At 43.4% G+C, this 17,634-nt stretch carries 11 protein-coding genes; 5 read left to right on the plus strand and 6 right to left on the minus strand.

Annotated features, from left to right (window positions below; all coding sequences use genetic code 11):
- Positions 1-124: 124 nt before the first annotated feature.
- Genes AC59JT_RS08505 through AC59JT_RS08515 form a run of 3 tightly spaced genes read left to right on the plus strand, consistent with a single transcriptional unit; the run spans position 125 to position 4,687 of the window.
- A complete protein-coding gene (locus AC59JT_RS08505; protein ID WP_497397749.1) occupies positions 125-1,954 on the plus strand; it encodes a T9SS type B sorting domain-containing protein in 1,830 nt (609 codons plus the stop codon).
- Complete coding sequence (locus AC59JT_RS08510) at positions 1,954-2,931, plus strand: PorP/SprF family type IX secretion system membrane protein (protein ID WP_497397751.1); 978 nt, start codon at positions 1,954-1,956, stop codon at positions 2,929-2,931. Before AC59JT_RS08505 ends, AC59JT_RS08510 begins: the two co-directional genes overlap by 1 nt.
- 10 nt (positions 2,932-2,941) lie before the next feature.
- Positions 2,942-4,687: an OmpA family protein gene (locus AC59JT_RS08515; RefSeq protein ID WP_497397753.1), complete on the plus strand. Its 1,746-nt coding sequence runs from the start codon at positions 2,942-2,944 to the stop codon at positions 4,685-4,687.
- Here the strand turns inward: AC59JT_RS08515 and AC59JT_RS08520 are convergent.
- The 6 genes from AC59JT_RS08520 to nirB all read right to left on the minus strand — a co-directional run bounded on the left by AC59JT_RS08520 (position 4,684) and on the right by nirB (position 15,871).
- Positions 4,684-6,141 (minus strand): rubredoxin, encoded by a 1,458-nt coding sequence (locus AC59JT_RS08520; protein WP_497397755.1) that lies wholly within the window; start codon positions 6,139-6,141, stop codon positions 4,684-4,686. The genes AC59JT_RS08515 and AC59JT_RS08520 overlap by 4 nt on opposite strands.
- A gap of 5 nt (positions 6,142-6,146) precedes the next feature.
- Positions 6,147-9,665, minus strand: coding sequence for a molybdopterin-dependent oxidoreductase (locus tag AC59JT_RS08525; RefSeq protein WP_497397757.1), 3,519 nt, complete (start codon positions 9,663-9,665; stop codon positions 6,147-6,149).
- Between the two features lie 4 nt (positions 9,666-9,669).
- Entirely contained in the window at positions 9,670-10,959 is a 1,290-nt protein-coding gene (locus AC59JT_RS08530; protein ID WP_497397759.1) for a NarK family nitrate/nitrite MFS transporter, read from the minus strand.
- A 24-nt stretch (positions 10,960-10,983) separates the two neighbouring features.
- Entirely contained in the window at positions 10,984-12,525 is a 1,542-nt protein-coding gene (locus AC59JT_RS08535; protein WP_497397761.1) for an alginate export family protein, read from the minus strand.
- A 481-nt stretch (positions 12,526-13,006) separates the two neighbouring features.
- Positions 13,007-13,360, minus strand: coding sequence for a nitrite reductase small subunit NirD (gene nirD, locus AC59JT_RS08540; protein WP_497397763.1), 354 nt, complete (start codon positions 13,358-13,360; stop codon positions 13,007-13,009).
- Between the two features lie 18 nt (positions 13,361-13,378).
- Positions 13,379-15,871, minus strand: a complete 2,493-nt coding sequence (nirB, locus tag AC59JT_RS08545; RefSeq protein WP_497397765.1) for a nitrite reductase large subunit NirB — start codon at positions 15,869-15,871, stop codon at positions 13,379-13,381.
- A 299-nt stretch (positions 15,872-16,170) separates the two neighbouring features.
- Between nirB and cobA the strand changes: the two genes are divergently transcribed.
- Positions 16,171-16,899: a uroporphyrinogen-III C-methyltransferase gene (cobA, locus tag AC59JT_RS08550; protein ID WP_497397767.1), complete on the plus strand. Its 729-nt coding sequence runs from the start codon at positions 16,171-16,173 to the stop codon at positions 16,897-16,899.
- 11 nt (positions 16,900-16,910) lie between these two features.
- A complete protein-coding gene (gene rpiA, locus AC59JT_RS08555) occupies positions 16,911-17,603 on the plus strand; it encodes a ribose 5-phosphate isomerase A (RefSeq protein ID WP_497397769.1) in 693 nt (230 codons plus the stop codon).
- Positions 17,604-17,634: the final 31 nt, after the last annotated feature.

Consider the following 17,634-nt stretch of genomic DNA (forward strand, 5'->3'; position numbering starts at 1 on the left):
AATTTTAGTTAAATATTTCAACAAAACATAGTCGTAATTTTTTTTTACGATTTGCTAAGCAACTGTATCGTTTTTAGGTGCGTAACCGATTTATCGCTATATTCATGCTGAATTATAATACCTGATGTTACAATTGCCAAACCAAGCCCAAAACGACCATATCTTTTTAAAAAAATACACTTACCTGCAATGCCTTGTTGCATTGGTTTGTGCTATTTGCTTATTTCCATGCCCGGCAAATGCCGAAGGTAGCAAGGAGTTATGCTCAAACGGTGGCAACAGGGCCGTGCTGGTATCGTCAAGTTCGGCTTCGCCGTCATACCCGTTCCCTACGCCGGGATCTGTAAAGGTATATGTTAAGGCCGGCGAAACATTATGTGTAGGTTCGAGCGCGCAAGGACTTGGGCTGGGCACCATTAACTTACGTGCACCTGATGGTACTGCTTATGTTAGCGGCGCATCAACAACAATTGGTGCAATTAATAATATTAATGAGGAAATGGCCGGGCCATTGCCTAATACCGGCGGTTATACGCCTTATACCCGTACAGCAACGGCTGCCCAGGAAGGTATTTGGGACGTGAATTTTATACCGCCCAATCCTTTTGTTAACAGCACCGTGAACCCAATTGCCGCTAATGCGCCCTGGGTGCAAACCAGTGGCGAATTTGTTACCGCTTTTGATGTATCTGTACGCAATGCAGCCAATACTGCTTTTATAACCGGCAGGGCTTTTACTAATGTGTTTATAGGTTTGCTGGGTAGCTTTAACGTTGGCTTTAACGGCATTTTTTATATTGTTACCAAGGACGGTTACCATTACAAACTTGATAACAACGGACAAGCGGGCAATGGCTTTACTTTTTTTTCAAACAATAAAGGATTTCGTACGCCGGGTGGCGCGCCTTCTTATTTAAGCGTTAACAGCACATCGTCCCCCGATGTACATAACCCTGTTGCTGACGACACACAGTCTGACGTAACACACAAGCTATTTTTCAGTACGCCGGCCACTGATTTGCCAGCTACCGCTAAAACGGCAAACGGCACGACCTGGTTGATAAACCCTCCTTTTGTGCCCAATGTAACCGGTGTAAATTTTACCGGTAATTTAGGTACTGTGGGTAAGGCCAGCACCGCGACCGTTGGTGGCAAAATTAATTTTACAACGGCTGCTAACGGCACCTATACCATCAAGATGGACCTTAACCAAAACGGCGTTTTTACTGATGTTGTTGACAGGCAATTTACCGGCACCGTTAACGCGGGCCCTAACCAAATAGACTGGGATGGTGTTGATGGCATAGGTGCCACGGTGCCGCATACTATAGCTCCGTTTAAAATTAACATTGAGCTTGCCTTATTTGCTGCCGAAGTGCACTTTCCGTTTTTTGATGTAGAACGAAATGTTAACGGCATTAAGCTTTCGCGTACTAACGGTCTTAACTCGCCCGATGATAATGTGTATTGGGATGATAGGGATATTACCAATCCCGGAACTCCCTCAAGCCCTGTAACTAATTTAAGCGGACTAAGCAGCACAGCAAATGGCCATAAATGGGGAGTTACTACAACTACCAATAGCCAGGATGACTTTGGTAACAACCGCAGTATTGATACCTGGGCGTATGTAAAGGGCACGCCATCAATACCTGTGATCACCTTCCTGGTGCGGGATCCGTATGTGCCCAACGGCATTGTAACGCCCACCATTTTCACCCCTAACGGAGATGGTAAAAACGACACTTTCTTTATAAAAGACCTGGAATACTATCCCGGTGCCCAGCTATCGGTATTTAACCGTTGGGGAAATGAAGTTTACCGATCTAACGATTATAAGAATGAATGGGACGGTGCTAATCTTTCTGAAGGCACCTATTACTATACCCTAAAAGTTAAAATTGACGACACGCCTACCACAACTAAGGGTTGGATATATTTAAAACGTAAATAATGAGTTTAAAAAAATATGTCCTTTTAGCCTTAGTGCTAAGCTACTGCCTGCAAAGCCGTGCGCAGCAAACTATACAATTTAGCCAGTACGTATTTAACGGCCTGGCTGTAAATCCCGCCTACGCGGGTTATAAAGAAGACTGGACACTAAACGCAAGCAGCCGCCTGCAATGGACGGGAATTGACGGCGCACCAAAAACCAGCACATTCTCTGTTGATGGCGTTACCAATGTTGATACCAAGAACGTGGGCCTGGGCTTACTGGTAACCAACGACCGGCTAGGCCCGCAAAATAACTCATCTGTGTACGCTAACTATGCTTACCGCTTACGCTTAGATGACGAGGACACCCGCAGGCTAAGCTTTGGTATTGGCGCGGGTATAATCCAGTACCAGTTGGATGGTTCAAAATTGGTAGGTAACGACTTGCAGGACCCTCTTGCGGCGGGCACCGAAAGTAAAATTACGCCCGATTTTAGAGCAGGTATTTATTACTCCACACCTACGGTTTATGTTGGCGCATCAGTTTTGAATTTACTGCCCGAACTGAATAATAACAACAACAACACGGCTGTAATAAAACAGGCAAGGCATTTATATTTAACTGCCGGAGTTATTGTACCAATTACATCTGTGATAGACATTAAACCTTCGGTGATGCTTAAAGAGGATTTTAAGGCCCCCACCAGTGTTGATGTAACCACCTATATCCTGTTTGCCAAAAAAGTTTGGCTAGGCGCCTCGTACAATACAGGTGTAGTGGTCTGGAATAAGGCTTACCAGCAACAAGGCCTTGATCGCGCCAGCACAGCCGCGGGCATAATTCAGCTAAGTTTAAATGATCATTTCCGCTTTGGGTATTCGTATGATTTTACTACGAGCAACTTCACCGGTTACCAGGGAGGCTCGCACGAGGTTTCCTTAAGTATTGGCTTTGCAAGGAAACATCCAAGAGTACTAAGTCCGCGTTATTTTTAATTGAAGTAATATGAAGAAGATATTTACATTATTTATATTACTAATTGTTGCACAAGGAATTAAAGCACAAGAGCAGCCCGATAAAAGGCAACTGGCAGATAAGCTATTTGAACGCTACGAATATTTTAAAAGCCTGGGATTTTACCTGCAGGTTGCCCAACGTAATAGTCCCGGTTTGCATGTAATAGAACGTGTTGCCGATTGCTATCGGCTGATAAACGATTATGAAAATGCAGAGGCCTGGTATTCGCAGGTGGTAACCTATCCTAAAGCCGATATCATTAACACCTACTACTATGCGGAGGCTTTGCTGCGTAATAAAAAGTTTAACGATGCCAAAGTGCAATACAAAGCTTACTATACCGGGGTAAAAGACGATAAGCAATTGCAGCTGAAATTGGCTACCTGCGATTCGGCCGCTAAATGGACGAAGACACCCGCAAATACAGTAGTTAAAAACGTGGAAAAACTTAATACCTATTATTCTGAATGGGGATTGAGCTACGATGAAAGAAGCGGATTTGTATTTGCGTCGGACAGGTTAAATACTGATGATATTTATACACGGACGGGCAATGGCTTTTATCAAATTTACAAGGCAAATAAAAACTCAGAAATTACCGACGTGACTGTTAATACAGCCAACAGCGTTTTAGCCAACATGAGCCACCACACGGGCCCAATAGTATTTAATAAAACCAATGACACGGCTTATATTACTATTACCACTACAATACCCAAAGGCCAGCTGCCTACAGATAAACGCCCTAAAGGCAGTACGCAAAAGTTATATACCCGTAGGCTGCAGCTTATGGTAGCTACCCTGCAAAACGGCGAGTGGACAAACTTAAAAAGTTTTGCATACAATGATGTGAAGCATTATTCGGTTGGGCATGCGGCACTTTCAAAAGGCGGAGACGTACTTTATTTCACTTCGGATATGTCGGGCGGACAAGGTAAAACTGACATATGGTATTGCCTGAAGCAAGCCGATGGCACCTGGAGTAAACCTGCAAATTGTGGTGCCGGCATTAATACGGCTGACTATGAGGCCTTCCCTATTGTTAATGCCGATGGCGCGCTCTATTTTTCATCAAAAGGGCTGCCGGGTATGGGTGGTTATGATATTTATAAAGCAGTGGGCGAAAAGGATAATTGGGCTACTCCCGCCAACCTTAAAAATCCTATCAATAGCACCAGTGATGACTTTTATTATATTGCCCAAACGGTAACTACGGGTTATCTGTCATCAAACCGCGAAGGTGGAAAAGGCAACGATGATATATACAGTTTCGAAGCGGGAAAATCAACAAACACCACACCTGTTGCTGCACAACCCGCTAAACCTTCGCAAACTACCACACCATTAAAAGTACCGCTTAAAACAGGATCAACTTTCGTGCTGAATAACATTTATTATGATCTGGATAAGGCAAATATCCGCCCTGACGCGGCTTTAGAACTGGACAAGCTGGTTGTGATCATGAAACAACATCCGAAACTGCGTATCGAGATAGCCTCACATACCGACTCGAGGGCTCCTGCTGCTTATAATTTTGATCTTTCAAATCGCCGGGCAGCGTCGGCAATGGCATACCTGTTAAAACAAGGCATAGCGATTGAAAGATTAAGCTATCGTGGCTATGGTGATACCCGTTTACTGAATCAATGTGTCAAAGGCGTACCTTGTACCGAAGCTGAGCATCAGCTTAACCGCCGTACTGAGATCCGTATTTTAAGCGGTGGGGAAAATTAACCAACAAGGCTTAAAGGCTGACTAAGATGTTCAAAACAGCTTTTTGGCGAATCGCAAACAGGGCAAGCGTAGTCTGTAATATCATTAAAATCCACACCGGGTTCAATGTTATTAGTTACGTCACCGTAGGTTTTATCATAAATACTCAGGCAGTTTTTACATTGATAAACAGCAACTGTATTTTGTGGTGTCGGATCTGACGCAACACCGGTATCCAGCTTGTCAATATCAAATTGCTGAGTTTCCCTGGTATAAAAATCATCACACAATTGTATCAGGTGTTTGGGTAAATCGTCCTTGTCTACCTCCTGCTTATAGGTGATAAAATCTTTCGAATTAGGGTTAAAATCACGCGTATGGCTTAGTTCAAATAATTCATCTACTTTTCTGATAATGATCGATCCAAATAAACCGGTTTTCGGCTGTTTTTTTATGGCGAACGATAAACGGTAAGTGCGCAGATCTGCCTCTTCAAAATACCTTACCAAATCTTTTTTAAGATCAAGACAAAAGTCACAAACATCCTCAGTTTGCCAGTTCATCTCGTTTGCCGCGTGGCGGACGTTGATGCGGTATTTGTTGAGTATAACGCCCCATAAAGCACGGTCGGCCACCGTTATACCTTTTACCAATATTGATTTCCAGGGGGTGATATACAGTTGCCCAACCCTGGTTTGATTGCAAAGGGTGCAGCAATCCATTAAAAAATCAACAGAAAACAGTTCGTCGCGCCTGTAAATACCCAACCAATACTTACTACCATACCTGTTAAAGCCTTCATAATAAGGCAGGTGAAACTCGGGAATAACCAAGGCTTGTAATGCCTGCTGAACCACAAAATTTCCCTGTGCCATCACCAGTTTATAGAATGCATCGCCGTCAATTTCTGGTTGTTCGTAAAATCGTTGCTTGTTTTTAAAGATGGTTTCCTCTATTTTTTTTGACAAACCCGGTATATCATCAGAATACACTAACGAAGCCCAGCAATAAAGTATATTGGTTTTAGGAAAACGTATGTACAAATACCAGTAATTACTAACGTAAGATGATATAAAATTCAAATTCCCGGTAAAGAAAGGCACAAAGGTTTGGTTACTATCTACGATATTAATTTTTAGCTGCGGCTTAAAATTAAACAGGTCGAAAATATCTTTATAAACACCTTCCTTTACCCAGTTGTCGTTATTAAACACCGTATCAGCCACGTACGAGCTGATTATATTAGGATAGTTATGGATATTAAGCTCATAGTCAACATCGGCCGATAGCATATCAAACTCAAAATCCTCCAACGCGTTGTCGTCTATGGTGAAATAAAGCTGCTGGCGGTTACCAAAGCGGATATGCTCAGCTCCTGCCCTTTTAGCAATCACTAATATCTCGTACAGGTCACCCGCAGAAGTAACACCGCCGGGCAGATTGATTTTAACCAGGTTTTGCTTTGCTGTTTTCATACTGATCAAGTTTCTTGTGCAACCAATGCTGCTTGCAGCGCCTCTTCTAACAATCGTTTTACCTCTGGCTTGCAGGAGCCGCAACCTGTACCGGCGCCTGTTGCACTGCATAGGTCATTCAAATTATCGCAGCCGGCCTTTACTTTATTACGGATATTATCAGCACCAACGTTATTGCAACTGCAAACCAGTTTACCTAAAACAGGTTCGGCGGTTTTACCGCTGCGAAGCAGTTTGAGGCGCTTTTCGCTGAGTTCGGTTTTGTTGGCTATCAGTTCCCTAAATTCGTTGAACTCGCTTTTGTCGCCAATTAAAATGGTGCCAACAAGCCTGTCCTGGTGAATAATACATTTTTTATAGTAGCGTTTAGCTTTATCGATGAACACTATTTCTTCATAATTCTTATCATCAGGCATTTCGGGGATACCGATACTGCACAAATCAAAACCATGTATTTTGATGATATTCATAAACAAACTGCCTTTGTAATAGCTGGCTATATCGCCGCTTAGGTAACGGGCCATTACTTCGGCTTGTTGTTCGGCGGCGGCGGTTATACCGTATAGCGTGCCTTTAAATTCGGCAATTTCACCAATAGCAAATACGTCCGGATCGCTGGTTTGCATATAGTCGTTTACCAGTACGCCGCGTTTGCATTCCAGGCCACACTCTTTAACAATTTCAAGGTTTGGCGTAGTGCCGATAGCCAATATCATGGCATCGCAGTTAATTTTGCGACCACTCTTCAATCCAACCCCTGTTAACTTTGATCTGCCGTAGAATAACTGTATCTCGTCATCATAATAAATATCACATCCCTGGTCAACCATTTCCTCATGTAATAACTGGCTGCCCAAAGCATCCAATTGCCTGTTTAAAAAGCGCGAAGTACGTTGAATGATCGTTATACGTTTACCTATTTCCCGCAAGGAAGCCGCCATCTCCAAACCCAACAAACCGCCGCCTACAATAACCACATGTCCATTCTCGGGCACGTGCTTTTTAAAGCTATCGGCATCAACGCGGTTACGCATCGTAAATATGCCCGGCAATGATGGCACGTTTTTAGGCACAGCCGAGCGGCTACCTGTAGCCAATAACAACACATCATAACGTGTTCTAATTCCTCGTGAATCGGTAACAGTTTTGTTGGAACGATCTATCTTCTCTATACTTACTCCTCGCAACAGACTGATATTATATTCCGGTTCTTCCGAATCCTTCATTTTTACCAACTGCTCCCATTTTTGTTCGCCGCTGATGTAATCCGGTAGCATAACGCGGTTGTAAAAAGGAAAATTCTCCTTACTGAAAATAATGATCTCGTCGTCTTTATTTAATTCCCGGTATGATTTTACAAAACCGTAAGCGCCGGCGCCTGCGCCAACCACAACAATGCGCTGCCTTGGTTTAATATATTTTTGAATGCTAACGGCGCAATACTTAAAATCAGGCTCTTTTGATATGGGGTCTACAATATCATTGGTAATGTTGTTGGCACGATTAAGATCGTTTCCTAAGATCTTACTCCAGTGCATAGGCAAAAACACCACGCCTTTTTTTATAGCGGTAGATAATTTAGCTTTCACCCGCACGTCGCCCCTGCGCGATGATATTACCGCCAGATCGCCTTCCTTAAGATTTAGCGCATCCGCATCAATTGAGTGTATCTCCAGGAAAGATTCTTTTATATGCTGATTAAGCTTATTCACCTTACCCGTCTTGCTCATCGTATGCCATTGGTCGCGGATGCGGCCCGTGGTTAAAATAAATGGGAAATCATCATCAGGCAATTCGCTGGTCAACACATCATCAACCGGACTAATAATAGCCTTTTGCGATGACGTATAAAACTTTTTATCGGTAAACAAACGCTGCGTGCCCTGCTTCTGCGATCGCTTATTATAGGGCCACTGTACGGTCTTAAGCTCCTTTAAAATTTTGTAACTCAGTCCGCTGATATCAATATTGGTTTTGGCGGTAAGTTTAACATGCTCATCATAAATTGCCGCCGGGTTTTCAAAGTCAAAACCCTTAAAGCCCATTTTACGCGCAAAGCGACAGATGATCTCCGCATCAGGTAAAGCCTCGCCCGGTGGATCGATAACTTTGTTCAAATAACTAATGCGTCTTTCGGAGTTCGTCATCGTTCCCTCCTTTTCCGCCCAGGCAGCGGCGGGAAGTATTACATCGGCATATGGCAAACATTCAGACTTGTTAGTGATCTCCTGCACCACCACAAACTTTGCTTTCTTTAATGCTTCCTCCGCCAGGCGCACATTAGGCAAACTGGTTAATGGATTGGTACACATTATCCATATTGCCTTCAAGCGGCCGTCATTCAGCGCCTCAAACATTTCTGTCGCGGTTAACCCTGGCTTATCGGCAATAGTGGTACCACCCCAAAAGGCTTGTACTTCGGCACGGTGCGCGGCATTTTTTAAGTCACGATGTGCGGGCAGTAGATTTGCCAATCCCCCAACTTCTCTACCGCCCATTGCATTCGGTTGTCCGGTTAAGGATAAAGGCCCTGAACCCGGTTTGCCGATATGTCCTGTTATTAGGCTCAAATTGATCAAGCTCAGGTTTTTATTTACGCCGATGGCACTTTGGTTCAGGCCCATCGTCCACATCGAAATAAAACCTCTGGCCTCGCCAATATATTTTGCAGCCAGCCTGATATCGGCTTCGCTAAGGCCGCATACTAGAGCGGTTTCTTCAACGGTTCGGGCAAATACTACTTTGCTATAAGCCTCAAAGCCTTCAGCATGGTTATTTATAAAGTCAAGATCGATATCACCGTTCTCTATCAAAACCCTGCCAATGGCGTGATTCAGCGTTACATCGGTACCCGGGTTAAGCTGCAAATGCAGATCGGCAACCGAACAGGTATCTGTAACCCGCGGATCTACGATAATAATTTTAACATCCGGATTAGCCGCTTTATGAGCCTCTACCCTTCGCCACAATATGGGGTGGCACCAGGCGGGGTTGGCGCCGGTAACGTAAAAGCAATCCGCCAGTTCAATATCATCATAGCATACCGGAACGCTATCCTCGCCTAAAGCTATTTTGTATGATGCCACCGCACTACTCATACACAGGCGCGAGTTGGTATCAAGGTTATTACTGCCTATAAAGCCTTTTATCAGCTTATTGACCACATAATATTCTTCGGTTAAACATTGTCCTGAAGCATAAAACGCGACAGAATCCGGCCCGTATTTATCTATAAAAGTTTTAAAAACGGCAGCCGTGCGTTGTAGTGCGTCATCCCAGCTTACGCGTTGCATGGGCATGCTTTTATTGTATCGCATTTGCGGATACAGCAGGCGGTCGCTGCGGTCGTTAACGGTATAGTGCAGGTTCATGCCCTTGCTGCAAAGCATACCTTTATTAACCGGATGATTTTTATCACCCTCAAGTGTTAAGGCACCGTTTTTTTGCTTGCTTAACAGCACGCCACAGCCAACCCCGCAGTAACTACAGGTACTTGAAAAACTATCGACCGCTTTTTTACTCATATTATCAGGCTACACTACCGGCTATGGCGTTAACTTCGTTGGTAGCGGGTTGCTTTTTAAAACGTGTTACAAATACAATTACCGACACCGCGATAACCGTATAGCCTATATAAGTAAAGGCTTCTACATAGGTTATAGTGCTTGATTTAAACAGGAAGCCAAACAGCATCCCACCCAGGTTACCGCCAGCGCCTACAATGCCGCTAACCAGGCCAACATTTTTTTGATTTACAAAAGGCACAATGCCGTAGGTGGCACCGTTTGACATTTTAAGAAATAAAGCAAAGGTTAACATTGATGCAATCGCGACAGCTAACGAGCCGGCCTGGGCGAAAAATATCAAGCCAAATCCCTCCAGCAACAGCACAACCGAAAGCAATAAGCCCTTACCACGCATACCGAATTTTGCGCCCACTTTATCTGAAGCTATACCACCCAGGGCACGGGCAAAAATGTTCATGAAACCAAATATGCCGGCCCAAAAACCTGCCGAGCTTTGCGAAAGGTGAAACGTATCTACAAAGTGTAGCGAAGCCACATTATCAAAAGTCAGTTCCATGCCAAAGCACATCGCGTAAGCTAACGTAAGCGCCCATATGCGCCAGTCGGCAAGCACAGTCCAATCTGTTTTGGTTGATTGTTGTACACTACGGCCTATCTCGTCGTAATTTCCGTTCGGCGTATCTTTAGTGTATTTAGCATATAAGAACGCAATGACCAGCATCATTAAGCCAGGTACTATCATGGCATAGCGCCATGCTTCGGCAGATGTATAACCAAATCCAACGATGGCCGCAAATATTAAAGGCATTACCATATTGGTAACACCGCCACCAAGATTGCCCCAGCCGCCGGTAACCGCGTTTGCCGTACCTTTAATATTAGGCGCAAACATCATAGAAGTATGGAACTGCGTAACCACAAACGAGGCACCGATAATGCCGATGGCTAAACGAAAGAGTAAAAAAGTAGTATAATCATGCGCCAGGCCTACCAAAAATACCGGTACCGAGCCTACTATCAGTAAGCGCACGGCTGTTTTACGCGGCCCCCAGGTATCGCAAAGTTTACCTATTAAAAGGCGCGCGATAATGGTTGCTGTTACCGATGCGATAATGATGTTTCCTACCTGTGCTTTAGACAAACCTAGTTCTGCACGTATGGTTGGCATTAAAGGCGCCAGGCCAAACCAGCCGAAAAAGCAAACAAAGAACATTAACCAGGTGATGTGAAACGTGCGCATCTGCACGCCTTTTAACGAGAATATATTGAGTTTGGTAAGTTGAGTTTCCATGATGTTTAAGCGTAATGTTATTGACTATTTATTTAAAAAATCAGGCTTGATGTTGATCTGCAGATAGGCCCACACCGGGTTTAAATTTGACGTGCCGGGCGTGATACCTTTCGCATATTCCATATTGGCTGAAGCTGCCATGTAGGATAAGCCCAGATCGATATTGGTAATTTTGTTGAGTTTGTAACCGAGTGTAAGGTCGATCTCGGTACCTATGTATTTATCTATCGCGTTTCCGGCAACATCTTTTTGGTTGTTTGCTAACGCGAAGTAATGGCCCGCAAGTTCTCCGGTAAACCGGGTGTTGGCCGACGTGTACTTAGCTTTTAAATAAGGATTATTCAAACCACCGGTTGGCGCACCACTCACCGCGTAAAAGTAATCCATGTATCCCCAAAACTTATGCGGTGTGCCGTATAACGGATCAAAGCGGTGATTAACAGATGAAGTAGATAAGGCGTTGTTACCCGACAAGTGATCGATGCCCGCTGTGTAAAGCACCCTGCTTAGTTTGAGCTGTAACGACGCCGCGTAATGATAAGCGTTAAGTTCGACGCCATCCTTATCATTACCGCCCTGGTAATAATAAGCACCATTAATAAGCCATTGTTTTTTGGGGCCGAAGGCTGAATTTAAAGCCAGGCCGGTAGTTATCCTTGTATTAGTGCCAGGCTGGTTAAACCTCCGTCCGTACAAGTATCCTACATCGGCTCCGGCTGTATTTTGAATGGAGTCGAGCTTATACTTCCCAAATTGATCTGCCAGAAATAGTAATGATACCTTAGTTTGATCAACTTTTTTGGCTACATATAAGTATTGCAGCGATTTATAATTTTGATTTAGTGCATTAGTGCCTGGCGGATTAGCAAATACCGGCGCACCGTTTTTTGAACTTATTCCGGCGGCACTAACCAGCGGAATAAATCCGGCAGGTACATTTATCAAATTCCCTTTACTATCCTTTACCGTTACAGGCACATTTGCAGGCGTATAAAACGTACCATTATAATTTACCGCTTCGGTATTTTGGTTAAATGCCAAACCCAGGTCGGCCTGCCAACCTTTTTGTTGTAACTTAAAAACTATAGCATCATGACGGCGGGCCTGTTGCAGCCAGTCGGTGGCGCCTAACAGCCTTTCGTCATCATAGCTTAACTCCTGCCTGCCAAGTTTAACAGCGAAATAATCTAAAGGCGAATTTTTAAAAGAAGTGTCTTTTTTGTTAGAGAAGATCAGTTCGGCCCAGGCTTCGTGAAGCGATAGTTTTGAGCCATCGGCCGGGGTTATCGTCGAAGCATCCTGGCCCCAAAGTCTTACATCCTGTAACGATGTTTGAAAAATGACTTTGTTTGATTTATAGTTAAATGTCAATCGCGTTCGTTGCGATACAAAGGCCGCGGTGCTGTTGCCTTTGGGTTTAAGCGTAGCGTAGCCATCTCTGAGCTCGCCCCGCGTTCGTAATTGCCCTGTTAAAGTAAGCTGCGCTGATGCTTTGTAAGACGATAAACAAAGGCAAAGAAGCATTACTTTGGCGGGAATGTACTGTTTTGATACATTTTTGTACATTTGATAAGTTTTTATTTGTTAAAGCAATAAAACTATTTGGCCCTGGCCGGGAATGCGACCTCCCGACAGGGCTTTTTTGTGTTTTGGATTTAGTATTATTTTTTATTCATACTTTCCTGTTTTGATATCATAAATATAGCCAATTTGGTTTTTTAAGTAAAATAAAAACAAACAATCGCTTAATTTTTATAATAAAAATCATATAAACCTTATTTTGTTGTAAAAATATCAATCATTAGTGTACATAAAACACCTTAAATAAGAAATTGATAAAAATATTTAGACCATAAATTCAAAATATCTATATAAAAAATTGATTTAACTCATTAAATTTCATTAAAAACTCTGATTTCATTAAAAATATATCCATAAATTCGGTCAAAATTGACATTTTTAATCATTTTAAAGAAAAACACCAACAAAAAAAACACTTTCACGTCTCCATGAAAGTGCCTAACAAAAATTAACAATTTAAAATTACCTAACCGGCAATACCTACATATACTTTTCCGTCTAAAACTTTTACCGGATACGTTTTTATCTGATAATCTTCGCCACTTAAACATTCGCCACTTAACAACGAGAATGTTTTTTTATGAAACGGACAGGCCACTTTTGGCTCGCAAGCTTCACCAGCACTACCTATCATGCCGCGCGACAAAACCATTTGCTGTTTATGCGGGCATAAATTTTGCGTAGCATACCATTCATTTCGGCGTTTAAAATTATAAATGGCAATTTGCTCATCGCCATGCTTCATGCAGGCACCGCCATTTTCGGGCACGTCATCTGTATAACAAGCCAATACCCAATCAATTGCTTCTGTTACTTCCATTGTTGTATAGTTTAAGTGTTACCAGTTAGCCTTAACCTGTTCACGCATCGGCTCAAATTTCACATTAGGGTCTTTTTCCATCGGCGCATTAATAAAATGCGAGAAACGTTTACGCAAGTCATCATTATTCACAACCTCTTTCCACTCGCAGTGATAGGTGTTAACCAGCTGCTGCATTTCTTCCTCCAATTGTTCACCAATACCCAGGCTATCATTAACGATGACGTTTTTAAGATAACTCATACCGCCATCCATCTTATTTAACCAGGTAGCGGTGCGCGATAATGGCTCGGCAGTTTTTATATAAAACATCAGGAATCGGTCAAGATATTTCACCAGCGTATCTTTATCAATATCCGTAGCCAATATCTGCGCGTGCTGCGGTTTCGATCCGCCGTTACCGCATACATACAAATTCCATCCTTTCTCGGTCGCGATAATTCCAAAGTCTTTTGACTGCGCTTCAGCACATTCACGGATACAACCACTTACACCACCTTTAATTTTATGCGGGGCGCGGATACCTTTATACCTATCCTCCACCTCAATAGCAAATGAAACGCTATCATGCAAACCAAACCTACACCAGGTACTACCAACACAACTTTTTACGGTGCGCAAAGCCTTACCATAAGCATGGCCACTTTCAAAACCGGCGTCAATTAATTCTTCCCAAATCTCAGGCAGGTCATTCACGTGCGCGCCGAACATATCAATACGCTGACCACCGGTTATTTTAGTGTATAGATTATATTTTTTAGCTACCTGACCCAGCACGATCAACTTATCCGGCGTAATTTCCCCTCCCGGGATCCGTGGTACTACAGAATAAGTACCACCTTTTTGAATGTTAGCCAGGAAACGATCATTACTATCCTGTATAGTATCTTGCTTTACAATTACCTCATTCCATAAACTCGACAGGATACTAGCCACCATTGGCTTGCAGGTTTCACAACCATCACCTTTACCAAAATGATCGAGCACCAGGTCGTAATTCTTTATTTTATTAAGCTTGATCAGGTCATATAATTCCTGGCGGGAATAATCAAAATGTTCGCATATGGAGGTTTTTATATATTGGCCATTTGCTTTTAGCGTGCCATTAACTAAATCTTTTACAAGTGGCATACACCCCCCGCAACCTGTACCGGCTTTGGTGCATTTTTTTATACCATCTACGTCGGCAACACCGCCATCGGTAACCGCAGAACAAATAGCTGATTTAGTTACCGCTTCGCACGAACAGATCAAGGCATCGTCAGGCAGGTTCATCACACCCGAACCTTCTGCAGCAGCGCCACCTCTTGACCCCAGTATCAGATCCTCAGGATCCGGCGGAAGTACAATTTTATTGTTTACAGTTTGAAGCAGGATATTATAAGCGGCGGCATCACCAATCAATATACCACCAAGCAGATATTTACCATCATTGCTAATGTTAATACGCTTGTAGGTGCCTTTATTGGTATCTTCAAAAACAATGGTTCTGCATTCAGGCTCACTTATAAAAGCGTCACCAAAACTTGCCACATCAACACCTATCAATTTAAGTTTGGTGCTCATATCAAAACCATAGAACGATTTATCACCTGCGATAAGATTGCTAACCACAGTATCAGCCATTTCGTAACCTGGTGCCACCAGGCCATATATCATGCCTTCATGTAATGCGCATTCCCCAATGGCAAAAATAGACTCGTCGCTGGTTTGCATCCTATCGTTAACAACAATACCACCGCGATCGCCAACCTTCAGGCCACAAGTTTTAGCCAATTCGTCGCGCGGGCGGATGCCGGCAGATATTACTACCATATCAACAGGCAATACCGTGTCGTCAGCGAAACGCATGGCTTCGACTTTTTCACTACCGTCAAAACACTGCGTGCTTTTATTTAAGTGGATAGACAAACCCAATTCAGCTAACTTTGATTGCAACATGGCACTACCGGCCGAATCAATTTGCCTTGGCATTAATCGTGGCGCAAATTCAACTACATGCGTTTGCTGAATTCCCAGATCGATCAACGCCTTAGCAGCCTCTAAGCCAAGTAACCCACCACCTATAACGGCGCCGGTTTTAGCATTGCCAGCGTAGCTTTTTATCAAATCAAGGTCATCTATAGTGCGGTATACAAAAACGCCCTCTTTCTCCACACCGGGAATATTAGGCACAAAAGCGCCCGACCCGGTAGCTAACACCAGGTAGTCGTAACTAAGTTCCTGGCTTTTTAGCGAACGAACAATTTTGTTACTACGGTCAATTTCAAGGATGGGATCATCCAGATAAAGCGCAATGCCATTATCTTTGTACCACGAAGATGTTGAGAGCGAAAGATCGTCAGCTGATTTTCCGTTGAAATATTCACTGAGGTGCACCCTATCGTAGGCCCTACGGGGTTCTTCACCAAAAACGATTATGTTGAACCGGGAAGATTTAGCTATTAATTTCTCGCAAAATTTATAACCAACCATGCCATTGCCAACTACTATAACGGTTGATTGTGACATATAGAAGTTTTTAAATGTTAAAGCAATTATCCTCAATAAACACAGCCAAATGCGACCTCGATTGCGTTTACTTTAGCAATTTTAGTTATTTTTTATTATTTATGCAATACAAAAAGACATAAAACAACAAAAAATATCTAATTTTTATTATTAATATTATATAATTTGAGTTAATTTTTAATATTGTCAAAAAATAAAATACAAAACGGTCAATTATTGATGATTTTTTAATTGATTAGAATAAAAATAATTGTAGAAATTAAATAATTACTCAAAATTAAGACCTATCACAACCATAAATGAGCAATAAAATTAAAAAACCAGAATTATTTGTAATAGGTGCAGGCCCAGGCGACCCCGATTTGATAACCGTCAAGGCTTATAAGCTTTTACAAACTGCAGATGTTATATTATATGATAACCTGGCCAATAAAGAATTACTAAGCCTGGCCCGCGAAGACTGCGACCAGATATATGTGGGCAAGCAACCGTATGGTGCTTACACTCCTCAGGAAGAGATAAACGCCATGATCAAGCACTTCGCATTTGCTAAGGGACGGGTGATACGTTTGAAGGGTGGCGATCCATTCATTTTTGGACGTGGGTTTGAGGAAATGTTATACGCCCGCGAACAAGGCATTGAAACCCATTACGTGCCAGGCATAACCAGCATGCAGGCATCGGGTCTGGGTGATATCCCACTCACCCATCGCGCTATAAGCGAGGGCGTTTGGATGATAACCGGCACTAAAAAGGACGGCACCTTATCCAAAGACTTGAAGCTGGCCATGCAAAGCAACGCCACCGTCGTTATATATATGGGTATGAAACAAATTGACACCATTGCCGCTACCTACGTGGAAGCTGGCAATGGCGACATGGCTGCGGCAATCATTCAACACGCTTCGCTTCCACAGCAGAAGACGGCCAAAGGGAAAGTAAAAGACCTAAAAGCCATGGCCCAGAGCCAACAACTTACCCACCCTTCGCTTATCATTATTGGTCCGGTGGTGGAGTTGAGTTTATAAATCCCTAGATTATGACAGACCACAAACTCGAAGCCGCCCGTGCAGCCGCGAAGCTGATAGGGCCCAATCATACCATTGGGCTGGGCGCCGGCAGCACTATTGCTCATTTAATTAATATAGTGAGTGAAAACCCTGTGCTGGCTTCAAGCCTTACATTCACTTCATCTTCATTTAAAACTACAGCTTTACTGGTTAAGCATAAACTGCGGGTAACGCCTCCTGCCCTGCTGGATACCATTGATATTTACTTCGACGGCTGCGACCAGTTCGACCGGGACTTGAACGCTTTGAAAAGCGGGGGCGGCATACACACTACCGAAAAAATCCTGGCCAGCATGGCCAGCCAATTCATCATCGTTGGGGATGCGGGTAAATTTGCGCAGCATCTGGACACCACCTACCCGCTGGTTATTGAGGTTTTGCCGGCGGCTTTACAAATCGTCATCAAACGCATTACTACCGAACTTCCGATAGACCGTTACGAACTCCGCCTAAGCGCGCAGAAGGATGGCGCCCTGATATCCGACAACGGCAACATGCTCATCGATATTTACTTTACAAAAATGCCCGACCTTGCTCAGCTTAACACGCAGGTTAAAATGATACCCGGCATAGTCGAGCACTCGCTATTTTATGGCATGGCACATAGGGCCATCATATCAGGCGATGATGGAATTCAGACTATTTTGCCGGCTACCAAATAAAGGCAGCAGTGTAGCGGCGTATGCGTAGCAC

This window comes from Mucilaginibacter sp. A3364, assembly GCF_059690715.1.

What these genes read in the sequence shown, in the direction of transcription:
- AC59JT_RS08520 (WP_497397755.1), bottom strand. Translation starts at nt 6,141, where the DNA reads ATGAAAACAGCAAAGCAAAACCTGGTTAAAATCAATCTGCCCGGCGGT.
- AC59JT_RS08535 (WP_497397761.1), bottom strand. Translation starts at nt 12,525, where the DNA reads ATGTACAAAAATGTATCAAAACAGTACATTCCCGCCAAAGTAATGCTT.
- rpiA (WP_497397769.1), top strand. Translation starts at nt 16,911, where the DNA reads ATGACAGACCACAAACTCGAAGCCGCCCGTGCAGCCGCGAAGCTGATA.
- cobA (WP_497397767.1), top strand. Translation starts at nt 16,171, where the DNA reads ATGAGCAATAAAATTAAAAAACCAGAATTATTTGTAATAGGTGCAGGC.
- AC59JT_RS08505 (WP_497397749.1), top strand. Translation starts at nt 125, where the DNA reads ATGTTACAATTGCCAAACCAAGCCCAAAACGACCATATCTTTTTAAAA.
- AC59JT_RS08515 (WP_497397753.1), top strand. Translation starts at nt 2,942, where the DNA reads ATGAAGAAGATATTTACATTATTTATATTACTAATTGTTGCACAAGGA.
- AC59JT_RS08530 (WP_497397759.1), bottom strand. Translation starts at nt 10,959, where the DNA reads ATGGAAACTCAACTTACCAAACTCAATATATTCTCGTTAAAAGGCGTG.
- AC59JT_RS08525 (WP_497397757.1), bottom strand. Translation starts at nt 9,665, where the DNA reads ATGAGTAAAAAAGCGGTCGATAGTTTTTCAAGTACCTGTAGTTACTGC.
- nirB (WP_497397765.1), bottom strand. Translation starts at nt 15,871, where the DNA reads ATGTCACAATCAACCGTTATAGTAGTTGGCAATGGCATGGTTGGTTAT.
- AC59JT_RS08510 (WP_497397751.1), top strand. Translation starts at nt 1,954, where the DNA reads ATGAGTTTAAAAAAATATGTCCTTTTAGCCTTAGTGCTAAGCTACTGC.
- nirD (WP_497397763.1), bottom strand. Translation starts at nt 13,360, where the DNA reads ATGGAAGTAACAGAAGCAATTGATTGGGTATTGGCTTGTTATACAGAT.